The organism is Acidovorax sp., assembly GCF_022763525.1.
In the GTDB taxonomy this organism is placed as follows: Bacteria; Pseudomonadota; Gammaproteobacteria; order Burkholderiales; family Burkholderiaceae_C; genus Acidovorax.
In genome coordinates this window covers 1-13,031 of record NZ_JALEGG010000102.1, presented here as the reverse complement: position 1 = coordinate 13,031, position 13,031 = coordinate 1, and the positions used below count along the sequence as shown (strand labels likewise).

The window sequence follows — 13,031 nt, the reverse complement described above, 5'->3', positions numbered from 1 at the left end:
GGCACGGGGGCGACGGTGAACCGGCTGGCGGCCGTGCCCACCAGCACCGCCTTTTCGACGCGGCCCGTGGGCCAGAGTGCTGCCAACGCATAGCTGGTGACGAAGGCGCCGAACGAAAAGCCCGCCAGGGCAATGCGCTGGCCTTCGGCGGCGGGCGCCGCCTGTTCCACCACGGCCAGCAGGTCCTGCAGTTCGCCACGGCCTTCGTCGTGCACGCCCTGCGTTCCGCCCACGCCGCGAAAGTTGAAACGCACCGCCGTCCAGCCACACTGAACGAACGCGCGCGCCAGCGTCTGCACGACCTTGTTGTCCATGGTGCCGCCAAAGAGCGGGTGGGGATGGGCAATGATGGCCACGCCACGGGGTGCTAGAGCACCATCGGCCAGCGCGGCCGCGTCGCGCACGGCCTCGATGGCGCCGGCAGGGCCGGACAAGGTCAGGCGTTCGGTTTGGGCATTCACGTATTTACTACTAAATTAATAGCTCGCCGCGCTTTATGGACAAGCGCCAGCGGCCAAAATCATTCAAAGCTCTCAGCGCAGTGGATGGACGCGCATTCAGCGGCCAAGTTCCGCAGGCGTGAGAAGGCGCTCCACCACCTGCCCATTCTTGAGGTGCGACTCGACGATTTCGTCGATGTCGGAAGCGTCCACATACGTGTACCAGGTGCCCTCGGGGTAGACCACGGCCACGGGGCCGCCCGCGCAGCGGTCCAGGCAGCCAGCCTTGTTCACACGGACCTTGCCCGGCCCCGCCAGGCCCGCGGCCTTGACCTGGGCTTTGCAGCGGTCGAAACCCGCCTGGGCGTTGTGGTGGGCGCAGCTGTCTTCGCCGTTGGTGCGCTCGTTCAGACAGAAGAAGATGTGGCGCTGGTAGTAGCCGGGCGCGGCGGCCGGCGCGGTGGAGGTGTCGCTCATCTCGTCATTTTACGGACCACCGCACGTCGAAACCGGCGCGCACAACGCCAGTACACCCGTGGATCTGGCTTTGCCAGGCCACCGGGTGCGTCCCCTCCCGCGCAACGCGCTAAGGAGGGGGAAGGCGCCAAAGGCGACTCAGGGGGAGCCTTCTTTCCTCGACACCCGCAGCAGCACATAAAGCAGCGTGGCATACGGCCAGAGCCACCCCAGCCATTGGCCCAGTCCGTAAAAGCGGATGAACCGCCCCTGCTCCCAGATCTGCAGCGTCTGCGCAAAGTAGGCGCTGGTGGGCGCCTGGTTCAGTAGCGCCAGGTGCCAGACCAGCGCCACCAGGAGCACGGCCGCGCAGGCGCGGCGCGGCAAGGCCAGCAGCAGCACGGCCACGGCCAGCGCGGCCCACACGCCCACGCGCGCGGGCGGGCCCATCCACTCCCACGCATGCACGGGGCCCCAGCTCAGCGCCGAAGACAGCGCGGTGAGCGTGGTGCCCACCGCCACCACCATGAAGGCCAGCAAGGCCCGGCGCCCTACCGAGCGGATCACGCAGTAGCCCAGCAGGCAGGGCGCGAGCAGGCCCAGCATCACGCAGAGCAACTCGCCGCTGGGCGACAGCGGATCCAGCGCGGTTTCGCGCACGGGTAGCCATTCGAGGAAGGGCGTGTCAGCCAGCACGTCGGTGAGCGCGGCTTCCAGCCGCTCCAGCACCTGCCCCAGGCCGAAGGGCACCGCCGCCGGAAACAGCAGCGCCAGCGGCCACAGCGCCAGCAGCACGATGGCGCCGCTGGCGTCCGGCACAAACCAGCGGCCCTTGAAATCGCTCCAGCGATCGATGGCGCCCAGGCGCTCCAGCAGCGCCGCCGTCAGCGCCCCCAGCAGCGCACCGCCCGCATTGAGCAGCAGATCCAGGTTGGACGGCACGCGCCGCGGCAGGTAGATCTGCAGAAACTCCATCGCCAGCGACAACAGCCCGCCCGCCAGCGTGGCCAGCAGCACCGCGCCCCGGGGCCAGCCCGAGCGCAACAGCGCCAGCACCAGCAAAAAGCCCAGCGGCGCATAGCCGACGACGTTGGTGGCGATGTCAAAGCCCGTCCAGTATGGCGGCGGCAGGGGCGCCAGCAGGAACACCAGCGGGTCGATGCCCTGTGCACGCCAGCCGTCAAAGGGGAACAGGCTCGCAAAGACGATGAGCGCCGAATAAATCAGCGCCAGCGGCCAGGCGGAAGTCTTGTGCATGCGCGCTCTGCGCCCCCGTCAGAACGGCTTGACCACCACCAGCACCACGATGATCAACAAAAGCACCACGGGCACCTCGTTGAACCAGCGGAACCAGGTGTGCGAGCGCTGGCTGCTGCCGGCGGCCAGCTTGCGCAGCAGCACGGCGCACGCGTGGTGGTAGCCGATGACCAGCACCACCATGGCCAGCTTGGCGTGCATCCAGCCGTTGCCCGGCCCCCTGCCGATGCCATAGCCCCACCACAGCCACAACCCCAGCGCGAGCGCGGGCACGGCCAGCAGCGTGGTGAAGCGCAGGAGCTTGCGGGCCATCAGCAGCAGGCGATCCCGCTCGGCCGCCGAGCCCGGCGCCACCATCGCCAGATTGACGAAGATGCGGGGCAGATAGAACAGTCCAGCAAACCAGCTGGCGACAAACACAATGTGGAAGGCTTTTACCCAGAGCATGGAAGGCAGTTTAAGGCGCCACTGGGCGACGCCACGCCACGGCGGCGCCAAAAAAAAGCCCGGCAGAACTGCCGGGCCGGGAAAGCCCGGCTCGCATTGCTGCTACCCCAGGGCCCCGCTCAGGGAGGGAAAGCGGGGGGCGGCAGGCCGCCCAGCGCCAATTTAGCACCGGGGGATAGGTGTTACAAGCGGCATTTTCGGGACCACGCGACCAAGGAACGCAGCCAAGACGCACCAGCCTCGACCTCTGCCGGCCTATGGCCTGCACCTATACGACACGGGCCACCGGCACAGCCTCCAAAACTGGCAAGCTCCCAGGATCAGTGCACCCTTGGGGGGGAAGCCGCGCAGCGGCTCAGGGGGGCTTCATAATTCCAGCATGCATCTCCCAAGCCCTGCCCCCTTCCCCCAGAACCGCCCGCGCCGCCTGCGCCGCGATGCCTTCACCCGCCGCCTGGTGCGCGAAAACGCTGTGAGCGTGGACGACCTGATCTATCCCGTGTTCGTGCACGAGGGCCAGGGTCGCAGCGAGGCCGTCACTTCCATGCCCGGCGTGGAGCGCCTGAGCCTGGACCTGCTGCTACCCGTGGCCGAGGACTGCGTGAAGCTGGGCATCCCGGTGATGGCACTGTTCCCTGCCATCGACCCGGCCCTCAAGGCGCCCGATGGCAAGGAAGCCCTGAACCCCGACGGCCTGATCCCGCGCGTGGTGCGGGCGCTCAAGAAGGAATTCCCGGGCCTGGGCGTGATGACCGACGTGGCGCTGGACCCCTACACCAGCCACGGCCAGGACGGCGTGCTGGACGACACCGGCTACATCATCAACGACGACACCGTGGAGATCCTCACCGGGCAGGCGCTCACCCATGCCGAGGCGGGCGTGGACATCGTCGCGCCCAGCGACATGATGGACGGGCGCATTGGCGCCATCCGCGAGGCGCTGGAAGTGCAGGGCCATATCCACACGCGCATCATGGCCTACAGCGCCAAGTACGCCAGCGCTTTCTACGGCCCCTTCCGCGACGCCGTGGGCACGCGCGGCGCCCTGGGCAAGGCGGACAAGAACGTCTACCAGATGGACCCGGGCAACAGCGACGAGGCCCTGCGCGAGGTGGCCCTCGACATCGCCGAGGGCGCAGACATGGTGATGGTCAAGCCCGGCATGCCGTACCTTGACATCGTGCGGCGCGTGAAGGAAGAGTTCAAGGTGCCAACCTTCGCCTACCAGGTCAGCGGCGAGTACGCCATGATCAAGGCCGCCAGTGCCAACGGCTGGCTGGACCACGATGCGGTGATGATGGAAAGCCTGCTGGCCTTCAAGCGCGCGGGCGCCGACGGTGTGCTGACGTACTTTGCGCGCGACGTGGCCCGGTTGCTACAAAAATAATAGCTTTTAGCGCTTGATATCAAGCGCCAGAGGCATTTTTGAACCACAGCCCTAGCGCCATGCGCATCTTCCACATCCACGGCGGCGGCGTCCAGGAACTCCACACCCTGCCCCATCAGTTGCCCGCGCAGGGCTTTGTGTGGGTGGCCTGCGCGCGCCCGGCTTTCCAGCTGCGGCTGCCCGAGATCCAGCAGCACCTGCAGGGGTGGCTGGGGCTGCAGCTGGTGGACCTGCATGTGTCCGACCTGCTCAATGCGCAGTTGCCCTCGCACTACGACTACACCTCGCAATACGACCTGCTGGTGTTCCGGCGGCTGGGCGCGGGGAACGGTGGCAATGCTGGCAATGGCAGCCATGCCGACGCCGCCCCCTCCGCGGATGCCACGCCTGCGCGGCGCAGCGGCCCGCCCGTGCTGCGGCGCATTGACACCAGCCCTGTGGGTTTCGCCGTTTTCGACCGGGTGCTGCTCACCGTGCACCCCACGGACTGCCAGGTGCGCGACACCTACGCAGCGCGGCTGCTGGCCGCCCTGCCGGCCGCGCAGGGCGACGTGCGCGAGGGCCGGGCAAGCCCCGTGGCAGGCAGCCGGCTGCCCACCAGCCCGGCCGACCTGATGCTGCGCGTGGTCAATCTCATGGTGGATGGCTACCTCGACCTGCGCCGCGAACTCACGCGCCAGCTCGACCATTGGCAGACCGAGCTGCTCAAGCCCCGCGCCCGCTACGTGAACTGGACCTCGCTGCTCGAAGCCCGCCTGTCGCTGCACGCACTGGACGAGACGTGCGAGGACCAGCGCAGCGCCATCCAGGACTGGATCGACGCGCTGGAGACCTGGGAAACCCCCGACACCGCGGCCGCGCTGCGCGAGCTGGACCTGCTCAAGGTGCGCAGCCGCGACGTGCTCGAACACATCGAGCGCGTGGTGCACCACGTGCGCCGGCTGGAGCAAAGCACAGAAACCGCCGTGCAGATGCACTTTTCCGTGCAGAGCAACCGCACCAACGACATCATGCGCACGCTCACGGCGCTCACGGCCGTTTTCTTGCCGCTGAACCTTATCGCCGGCATCTTCGGCATGAACTTCGAGTTCCTGCCCCTCATCCACAAGGCCGACGGCTTCTGGTGGGCCATGGGCTCCATGGTGCTCATCGCCCTCGGGCTGGTGGCGCTGTTCTGGCGCAAGCAATATCTCTCGCGCACGCGGCGGTAATTTCCTACCCGCGGCCCGCGCGGATGGGGCCAGCATGGCATCGCACCCGAAAGTGCCCGATGAATGCAAACCCCTTACCGACGACTCCGCCAAAAGCCGCCGCCCCGCTGTGCATTGGCACCGCTGGCTGGAGCCTTCCACGCGCCAGCCAGGACCGCTTTGGCGCGGCCAGCCCCTCGGATTCACACCTCATGCGCTATGCCCGGCACCTTCCGGCGGCGGAGATCAACTCTTCGTTCTACCGCCCGCACCAGCGCAGCACCTACGAGCGCTGGGCCGCCGCCACACCGCCGTCCTTTCGCTTTTGCGTCAAGCTGCCCCGCAGCATCACGCACGAGGCGCGCCTGACAGGCACCCGCGCCCTGCAGCAGGCTTTTGCAGAGCAGGTGCAGGGCCTGGGCCACCGCTTGGGCTGCCTGCTGGTGCAGCTGCCGCCCAGCTTGGCCCTTGACGCGGCGGTGGCCGAGGCGTTTTTTGACGATGTGCGGCGCTTGCACCCCACCACCCCGCTGGCCGTGGAGCCGCGCCATGCCAGCTGGTTCACGCCCGAGGCCGACGCGCTGCTGGCCCGCTGGCACGCAGGCCGCGTGCTGGCAGACCCGGTGCTGCATCCGCCCGGGCGCGCTCCCGGCGGGTGGCCTGGCGTGGTCTATTGCCGGCTGCACGGTTCCCCGCGCATTTATTACTCGGCCTACGACGCGACGCTCATACGCGCACTGGCCGCGCGCCTGCAGGCCGCGGCAACCGAGGCCCGGCACGTGTGGTGCATCTTTGACAACACCGCCAGTGGCGCCGCAGCTGGCAATGCCCTGGACTTGCACCACGCCATGCAGATGCTCTCCACGGGCGACACCGTTAACAAACGTAACAACCGTTGACGCAACTCAAGCGGCAGATCGGAGGGCCTGAATACCCTTGGCGGCACGTTGAAACAACTTGCTTGTATGAATCAAATCGCCATTGGAAAACGCTTGTCCCTGGGTTTTGGCTTGCTGTTGGCCCTCTCACTGCTGGGCACGCTGCTCGGGGTATGGCAACTGCAGACTGCGTCCGCCTCCACCCAGGCGGTGATCGAGCAACCGCTGGCCAAAGAGCGCCTCATCACCGACTGGTATCGCCTGATCCACACCGCCGTGCGCCGCACCACGGCCATTGCCAAGAGCAGCGATGCCTCGCTGGCCACCTACTTTGCCGAGGAGCAGAAGCTGTCGGCCAGCACCACGACCGGCATCCAGAAAAAGGTCGAAGGCCTCATGCAGACCGACGCGGAGCGCGCTCTGTTCCAGGAAATCAGCGCCTTGCGCGGCCAGTACACCACGGCGCGGGACGAAGTGATCCGCCTGCGGCGCGAAGGCCAGGCCGAGCAGGCCGACGCCCTGCTGGAATCCAGCTTCGCCCCCGCCGCCAAACAGTACATGGCGCGGGTGGAAGCCCTGATGGAAATGCAGCGCAAGGCGCTGGATGAGTCGGCCACGCCCATCAAGGCCGCGAACGACAAGGCGCGCTACTGGCTGATCGCGCTCGGCGCGATCACCTGCGGCCTGGGCATGGTGCTGGCGGTGGTCATCACGCGCAGCATCACCCGGCCACTGGGCGATTCCGTGGCAGTGGCGGGCACCATCGCGCGGGGCGACCTCACCGCGACGGTGATCAGCACCGGCAAGGACGAGACGGGCCAGCTGCTGCGGGCGCTTGCAGACATGCAGCACGCCCTGGCCACCGTGATCGGCCAGATCCACGACGCCGGCGACGAGATCGCCAGCGCCAGCGACCAGATCGCGGGGGGCACACAGGATCTTTCCTCCCGCACCGAACACACCGCCGCCAATCTGCAGCAGACGGCCTCATCCATGGAGCAGTTCACCGCCACGGTGCAGCAATCGGCCGAGGCCGCGCGCACGGCCAGCACGCTGGCCTCGTCGGCCGCGGAAGTGGCCTCGCAGGGCGGCAGCCTCGTGGCGCAGGTGGTGAACACCATGGACGACATCCACACCAGCTCCCGCCGCATCGCCGACATCATCGGCACCATCGACGGCATCGCCTTCCAGACCAACATCCTCGCGCTCAATGCCGCCGTGGAGGCGGCCCGCGCGGGCGAGCAGGGCCGAGGCTTCGCGGTGGTGGCCGGCGAAGTGCGCAGCCTCGCGCAGCGCAGCGCCGAGGCGGCCAAAGAGATCAAGGCGCTGATCTCCACCAGCGTAGAGAAGGTGGGCGCGGGCACGCAGCTGGTGCAGGACGCGGGCGCGGCCATGCAGAACATCGTGAGCTCGGTGGAACGCGTGACCGAAGTGGTCGCGCAGATCGCGGCCAGCGCCCGCGAGCAGTCCGACGGCATCGCGATGGTGAATGGCGCCATCGCGCAGCTCGATCAGGCCACGCAGCAGAACGCAGCGCTGGTGGAAGAGTCCGCCGCCGCCGCCCAGAGCCTGCGCGAGCAGGCCCACCGGCTGGCCCAGGCCGCTGCCACCTTCAAGGTCGCCGGAAGCACGGCCCCGTTGCGCCGGCCCGCGCCCACACGGGCGCCCCGCCTCACTGCCGCCTGACGGGACAAGGTGGGGGTGGCGCAGGTCGCGCCACACTCCACCGCCTTCGCGCTCGCTCAGTTCACCGGGCGCGGCGCGGGCACACCAAACAGCGCCGCGCCATTGCCCCAGGCCACGCGCTGCGCCACATCGGCTGGCAGGCCGCCCAGCCAGGTGCGGTAGCCGCGCATCAGTGATTCGTAGTGCTGCCAGCGCTGGTTGATCCAGGTGTCCGAACCGATGACAAAGCGCGTGGGGTATTTGAGCAGCAGCGCGCGCCATGCAGGGCACAGTTGGTCGCCCTCGCACACCAGGCCGGGGCGGTAGGACAGCTCGCCCACCAGACCGGGGTAGCGCGCCATCAGGGCATCCACGCGCTGCACCGGCGCGCCGCCAATGCCGGTGTGCGCCCAGATGAGCCGCAGCTTCTGGCCTTGGGAGGGCGTGTGGGCCATCAGCAAATCGATGGCCGCATCGTCCACATGGGCCAGCACCACCAGGTCGCGCTGCTCAGCCAGGGCCATGAGTTTTTTGGCCACGGGGCCGTTGGCATTCGCGCTGTCATACAGGTGGAATTCGCCAATGCCCCGGTAGGGGCCGGAGCCCGTGCCGCGCGCCAGTTCGGCCAGCACCATGTCGTAGATGGTTTCATCGGCAAACCAGCCGGTGTAGTCCGCCCGGTTGCGGTACAGCCGCACAAAAGGCACCACGGCCACGCCCGCTGCGCGCACCTCGGGCAAGGCGGCCAGCGCCAGCGACCCGGTGTTGGGCCGCGAATTGGCCACGATGGCGCGCACGCCGGATGCCTTCATGCGTGCCAGCACGTCCGATGGAGGATGCGGGCCCGCCTTGCCGTCCCACGCTTCCTCGTTGTAGTGCAGGTGGGCATCGAACAGCGGGCCGGCGTAGTCGGCGGCGTGGGCATTCTGCGCAGCACCGCTCATCACTATCAAAATAATAGCTGCCAGCGCTTGATGGACAAGCGCCAGAGACCAAAAATGCTTCAATAACCGGGTACATGCAGGACACGCCATGGCAACCTCCCAACACGAACATTCCATCGCTACCCCCAGGCGCCTCCACTCGGCGCGGCCAAGGCAGTGCCCCTTCGCAAAGGCCGCCGAGCCGCGGGTGCGGCGCTTCGCTAGCGTGCACTGGGGCGCCCCCCCTCCGGGGGACGGCGCCGCATGCGACTCAGGGGGAGTCATCAAGCCAGATGCTTGTCAAAGAACGCCAGCGTGCGATCGCGCGCCACCCGGGCCGAGGGCTCGTCGTAGCTGCCGCGCTGGTCGCAGTTGAAGCCGTGGTCGGCGTCGTAGATGTGGACCTCGACCTCGGGGTGGGCGCGAGCAAAGGCCTGCACGCTGTCGATGGAAATGAAATGGTCGCGCTGCCCGAAGTGCGCCATCACCGGCACCTGCGGGTGGCGCGCCGCCTCGTCCGGCGTGGTCATGCCGCCACCGTAGTAGGGCACGGCGGCCGACAGGCCGCTGAGCGTGCAGGCCGCGCGCCAGGTGAGCAGCCCGCCCCAGCAGAACCCGACGATGCCCACCTTGCGCCCGCTCTGCGCGGCTGCGTAGTCGATGGCGGCCTGGATGTCGGCCATCACGCCCGGCGCGGGCAGTGCCTCGACCGCCGACTTGAGCGCCATTCCAGCCTGCATGTCCTCGCCGCTGTAGCCCATTTCCACGCCCGGCCGCACCCGGTAGAAGGTGGACGGCGCCACGGCCAGGTAGCCGCGCGCGGCAAAGCGGTCGGCCACAGCGCGGATGTGCGAGTTCACGCCAAAAATCTCCTGCAGCACCACCACGGCGCCGCGCGGTGCCGTGTCAGGCTGGGCCACCCAGGCCGGGAAGGTGAAACCATCGCGAGAATGCAGATCGACAAATTGACCCATGTTGCGGCTCCTTGGTGATGCGGAAAGGAAAGTGATTGGGGAATGGGTTGGCGGCTGCAAGAACCTGTTCCAATGCGGCATTCTTGCAGGAGACCGCATTCCATGAACGACAAGATTGCCTTAATCACCGGTGCCAGCCGAGGCATTGGCGCGGCCACCGCCGTGCTGGCCGCGCGCCAGGGCTGGGCGGTGGCCGTGAACTACCAGGGCAACCTGGCGGCCGCCGAGGCGGTGGTGCAGCAGATCCGCGCTGCCGGCGGCACTGCCCTGGCCGTGCAGGCCGACGTGGCCGACGAAGCCCAGGTGCTAGCCATGTTCGCCACCGTGGACGCGCAACTGGGCCGCATCACCGCGCTGGTGAACAACGCGGGCGTGGTGGACGTGCCTGCCCGCGTGGAAGAGATGAGCACCGCGCGCCTGCGCCGCATGTTCGACATCAACGTGATCGGCAGCTTCGTCTGCGCGCGCGAGGCCGTGCGCCGCATGAGCACCCGGCATGGCGGCGCGGGCGGCAGCATCGTCAACGTCTCCAGCGCCGCCGCGCGGCTGGGCGCGGCAGGCCAGTATGTGGACTATGCCGCCGCCAAGGGCGCGATCGACACCATGACCCTGGGCCTGGCACGCGAAGTGGCGGCCGAGGGCATCCGCGTCAATGCCGTGCGCCCCGGCCTCATCGAAACCGATATCCACGCCAGCGGCGGCCTGCCCGACCGCGTCCGCGACCTGGCACACCAGGTGCCCATGCAGCGCGGCGGCACCGCCGAAGAGGTGGCCGAGGCCATCGTGTGGCTGATGTCGGATGCGTCGCCTTACACGACCATGTCATTGCTCGAAGTCTCTGGAGGCAGGTAGATTGAGAGACACCCCCCAGAGTCGCCTCGCGCGGTTCCCCTCTCCCGCTTCGCTGCGCGAAGCGGGTGGGGACGCCCCCAGCGCACACAAGCAAAGCGCCGCATACGCGGACGCGGCTTCGGCGGCCCTTGCGCGGGGGCACTGGCTTCGACAGCGTCAGGTTGAAAATCTGTGGGCGACAAGCTGAACAACGGAAAACTCATATGGATCTCAAACCCCTCATCACCCTGCTGGCCATCGTGAATCCGCTGGCCATCGTTCCGTTCTTCATCCATTACACGCAGGGTTTTTCATACCCCCAGCGGCGGCGCACCATCCAGGTGGCCAGCTTCAGCGTGTTCTGCGTGATTGCGGCCTGTGCGCTGCTGGGCCTGCAGATCCTCGACTTTTTCAACATCTCGCTGCAGAGCTTCCAGGTGGGTGGCGGCATGCTGCTGCTCATCAGCGCGATGAACATGCTCAACGCCCAGCCCGCCGAGGCCAAACCCACCACCAACGAATACGAGGAAGGGGCGGAGAAGGCAGCCGCCGGCAGCAGCATTGCCGTGGTGCCGCTCACCATCCCGCTGCTCACGGGGCCGGCCAGCATGTCCACCGTGGTGATCTATGCCGACCGCGCACAGACCTTCTGGCAGCACGCCGCGCTGGTGGGCTATGGCGTGGTCATCGCACTGGCCACGGCCGTGTGCTTTGCGCTGGCCGACCCGATTGCCCGCGTGCTGGGCAAGACGGGCATCAATGTGATGACCCGGCTGATGGGCCTGATCCTCGCCGCGCTGGCGGTGGAGGTGATGGCCGATGGGCTGGGGAAAATTTTCCCGGTCCTGATTGCCCGCTGAAAGTGAAGGCCCCCTTGAGTCGCCTGCGGCGCCATCCCCCCAAGTGGGACGACGCCCTCACCGCGGGGCGGCCCTTGCTCGGCGTCCCGCGCCTGTGCCGCGCCAGTTGCGTGGGCGGTGCAGGATGCGTAGCACCGTAGATGATTGAGACATGTCTACCAAACTGCTGCTGCTCGAAGACGACCCCGCCATTGCCCGCACCGTGGCCTATGCGCTGGAGCGCGACGGCCTGGCCGTGACGCACAGCCTGCTGGTGCACGATGCGCGCCGGCAGATCGCGTCGCACCGCTTCGACCTGCTGGTGCTGGACGTGGGCCTGCCCGACGGCAGCGGGCTCGATCTGCTGCGCGATGTGCGCAACGCCGCATCCACGGCCGCCCTGCCCGTGCTGATGCTCAGCGCCCATGGCGAGGAAATCGACCGGGTGCTGGGCCTGGAGCTGGGTGCCGACGATTACCTGACCAAACCCTTCAGCCCGCGCGAACTGGCCGCCCGAGTGAAGGCCCTGCTTCGCCGCGCGGGCCACAACGGCAATGGGACCGCCGCCGCGCCCACCCTCTTTCACGACGACGAAGCCGGCCAGCGCATCAGCCTGCGCGGCCAGCCGCTGCCACTGACGCGGCGCGAGTACCGCCTGCTGTCCCACCTGCTGCGCGGCGCGGGCCGCATCCACTCGCGCGAGGCCCTGCTGGCCGCTGCCTGGGGCGACGACAGCGACAGCACTGACCGCACGGTGGACACCCACGTCAAGACCCTGCGCGCCAAGCTGCGCGAGGTGGACCCGGGACGCGAATACATCAGCACGCACCGGGGCATGGGGTACTGCCTCGATGTGTGATGCTCCCCTGAGTCGCTGCGCGCCTTCCCCCGGTGGGGGACGCCACTGGTGGCCCGGCGAAGCCGGTTCCACGGTGGCAATGGCCTGCGCAGCGCCGTTTTCAAAGCGCGTGCGCGCAACGCGAGGTTAGCCAATGCGCCTGGGCATCCGCCTGCTGTTTGCCTTCTTCCTCATCAACGGCATTGCCGCGTTCTTCGTGCTGCGCGTGTTCATGGCCGAGATCAAGCCCAGCGTGCGCGAGGTGATGGAAGACATGATGGTGGACACAGCCAACATCCTGGCCGAGCTGGCGAGCGAGGACCTGGCGGCCGGGCGGCTGGCGGCGGGGGTGGACAACAGCGGTGCCAGCCCGTTTGCGCAGCATGTGCGCCGGTATGCCACGCGGCCTGTCGATGCGGCGATCTGGGGGTTTTCCAAGCAGTCGCTGGACTACCGCATCTATGTGACCGACACCACGGGGCGTGTGCTGTTCGACTCCGAAAACCGCGCCGTGGGCGCCGACTACTCGCGGTGGCGCGATGTGGCGCGCACGCTGCGAGGCGAGTACGGCGCGCGTTCCACGCGCGACGTGGAGGACGACGACACCAGCGGCGTGATGCATGTGGCCGCGCCCATCTATGTGCAGGAGCGGATCGCGGGTGTGCTCACGGTGGCCAAGCCCACGCGCACCGTGCAGCGCTTCATTGACCGCGCTGAACGCAAGGTGTTCATGGGTGGGCTCCTGCTGCTGGCGCTGTCGGCCGCCGTGGGCGTGGCGGTGACGCTGTGGATGGTGTGGAATGTGCGCCGCCTGCGTGACTACGCTTTGAGCGTGCAGGGTCCGGCGGATGGCGAGCACCACGAACCAGGTGCCCCGCCCACCGCGGCCCTGGCGGTGCCCGAGGT

The 13,031-nt window shown here is 68.0% G+C and carries 13 protein-coding genes and 1 pseudogene; 8 read left to right on the top strand and 6 right to left on the bottom strand.

Going from position 1 to position 13,031, the window contains the following annotated elements:
• From MRY84_RS08005 to MRY84_RS07990, 4 genes are all read right to left on the bottom strand, one after another.
• On the bottom strand, positions 1–461 hold a 461-nt coding region (locus MRY84_RS08005), incomplete at its 3' end, for an alpha/beta fold hydrolase (RefSeq protein ID WP_291505201.1).
• A 96-nt stretch (positions 462–557) separates the two neighbouring features.
• On the bottom strand, positions 558–917 hold the full coding sequence (locus tag MRY84_RS08000) for a (2Fe-2S) ferredoxin domain-containing protein (protein ID WP_142149126.1): 360 nt from the start codon (positions 915–917) through the stop codon (positions 558–560).
• 138 nt (positions 918–1,055) lie between these two features.
• Complete coding sequence (locus MRY84_RS07995) at positions 1,056–2,153, bottom strand: VanZ family protein (protein WP_291505200.1); 1,098 nt, start codon at positions 2,151–2,153, stop codon at positions 1,056–1,058.
• Positions 2,154–2,171: 18 nt separating this feature from the next.
• Complete coding sequence (locus MRY84_RS07990) at positions 2,172–2,600, bottom strand: CopD family protein (protein ID WP_291505199.1); 429 nt, start codon at positions 2,598–2,600, stop codon at positions 2,172–2,174.
• Positions 2,601–2,979: 379 nt separating this feature from the next.
• On the opposite strand from MRY84_RS07990, the gene hemB reads away from it, so the two are divergent.
• From hemB to MRY84_RS07970, 4 genes are all read left to right on the top strand, one after another.
• Positions 2,980–3,987, top strand: a complete 1,008-nt coding sequence (gene hemB, locus MRY84_RS07985) for a porphobilinogen synthase (protein WP_291505198.1) — start codon at positions 2,980–2,982, stop codon at positions 3,985–3,987.
• A 59-nt stretch (positions 3,988–4,046) separates the two neighbouring features.
• Positions 4,047–5,198, top strand: coding sequence for a magnesium transporter CorA family protein (locus tag MRY84_RS07980; protein WP_291505197.1), 1,152 nt, complete (start codon positions 4,047–4,049; stop codon positions 5,196–5,198).
• A 59-nt stretch (positions 5,199–5,257) separates the two neighbouring features.
• On the top strand, positions 5,258–6,076 hold the full coding sequence (locus MRY84_RS07975) for a DUF72 domain-containing protein (protein WP_291505196.1): 819 nt from the start codon (positions 5,258–5,260) through the stop codon (positions 6,074–6,076).
• A 66-nt stretch (positions 6,077–6,142) separates the two neighbouring features.
• Positions 6,143–7,741 (top strand): methyl-accepting chemotaxis protein, encoded by a 1,599-nt coding sequence (locus MRY84_RS07970; RefSeq protein ID WP_291505195.1) that lies wholly within the window; start codon positions 6,143–6,145, stop codon positions 7,739–7,741.
• A 56-nt stretch (positions 7,742–7,797) separates the two neighbouring features.
• Here the strand turns inward: MRY84_RS07970 and MRY84_RS07965 are convergent, their stop codons facing one another.
• Together MRY84_RS07965 and MRY84_RS07960 are read right to left on the bottom strand one after the other, a co-directional pair.
• Positions 7,798–8,664 (bottom strand): amidohydrolase family protein, encoded by an 867-nt coding sequence (locus tag MRY84_RS07965; protein WP_291505194.1) that lies wholly within the window; start codon positions 8,662–8,664, stop codon positions 7,798–7,800.
• 263 nt (positions 8,665–8,927) lie between these two features.
• The gene (locus MRY84_RS07960; protein WP_291505193.1) at positions 8,928–9,617 is read right to left on the bottom strand and encodes a dienelactone hydrolase family protein; all 690 of its coding nucleotides are present in this window, start codon (positions 9,615–9,617) and stop codon (positions 8,928–8,930) included.
• Positions 9,618–9,719: 102 nt separating this feature from the next.
• Here MRY84_RS07960 and MRY84_RS07955 point away from each other — a divergent pair, with 102 nt between their 5' ends.
• The 4 genes and pseudogenes from MRY84_RS07955 to MRY84_RS07940 form a co-directional block, all read left to right on the top strand.
• Complete coding sequence (locus MRY84_RS07955) at positions 9,720–10,469, top strand: SDR family oxidoreductase (RefSeq protein WP_291505192.1); 750 nt, start codon at positions 9,720–9,722, stop codon at positions 10,467–10,469.
• Between the two features lie 203 nt (positions 10,470–10,672).
• The gene (locus tag MRY84_RS07950; RefSeq protein ID WP_291505191.1) at positions 10,673–11,308 is read left to right on the top strand and encodes a MarC family protein; all 636 of its coding nucleotides are present in this window, start codon (positions 10,673–10,675) and stop codon (positions 11,306–11,308) included.
• 151 nt (positions 11,309–11,459) lie between these two features.
• On the top strand, positions 11,460–12,146 hold the full coding sequence (locus MRY84_RS07945) for a winged helix-turn-helix domain-containing protein (RefSeq protein ID WP_291505190.1): 687 nt from the start codon (positions 11,460–11,462) through the stop codon (positions 12,144–12,146).
• Between the two features lie 133 nt (positions 12,147–12,279).
• Positions 12,280–13,031: pseudogene (locus MRY84_RS07940) on the top strand (two-component system sensor histidine kinase CreC); the annotation flags it as partial.

Coding starts and splice junctions, on each gene's coding strand:
- MRY84_RS07955 (WP_291505192.1), top strand. CDS start 9,720: ATGAACGACAAGATTGCCTTAATCACCGGTGCCAGCCGAGGCATTGGC.
- hemB (WP_291505198.1), top strand. CDS start 2,980: ATGCATCTCCCAAGCCCTGCCCCCTTCCCCCAGAACCGCCCGCGCCGC.
- MRY84_RS07950 (WP_291505191.1), top strand. CDS start 10,673: ATGGATCTCAAACCCCTCATCACCCTGCTGGCCATCGTGAATCCGCTG.
- MRY84_RS07980 (WP_291505197.1), top strand. CDS start 4,047: ATGCGCATCTTCCACATCCACGGCGGCGGCGTCCAGGAACTCCACACC.
- MRY84_RS07970 (WP_291505195.1), top strand. CDS start 6,143: ATGAATCAAATCGCCATTGGAAAACGCTTGTCCCTGGGTTTTGGCTTG.
- MRY84_RS07945 (WP_291505190.1), top strand. CDS start 11,460: ATGTCTACCAAACTGCTGCTGCTCGAAGACGACCCCGCCATTGCCCGC.
- MRY84_RS08000 (WP_142149126.1), bottom strand. CDS start 917: ATGAGCGACACCTCCACCGCGCCGGCCGCCGCGCCCGGCTACTACCAG.
- MRY84_RS07990 (WP_291505199.1), bottom strand. CDS start 2,600: ATGCTCTGGGTAAAAGCCTTCCACATTGTGTTTGTCGCCAGCTGGTTT.
- MRY84_RS07960 (WP_291505193.1), bottom strand. CDS start 9,617: ATGGGTCAATTTGTCGATCTGCATTCTCGCGATGGTTTCACCTTCCCG.
- MRY84_RS07995 (WP_291505200.1), bottom strand. CDS start 2,153: ATGCACAAGACTTCCGCCTGGCCGCTGGCGCTGATTTATTCGGCGCTC.
- MRY84_RS07975 (WP_291505196.1), top strand. CDS start 5,258: ATGAATGCAAACCCCTTACCGACGACTCCGCCAAAAGCCGCCGCCCCG.
- MRY84_RS07965 (WP_291505194.1), bottom strand. CDS start 8,664: ATGAGCGGTGCTGCGCAGAATGCCCACGCCGCCGACTACGCCGGCCCG.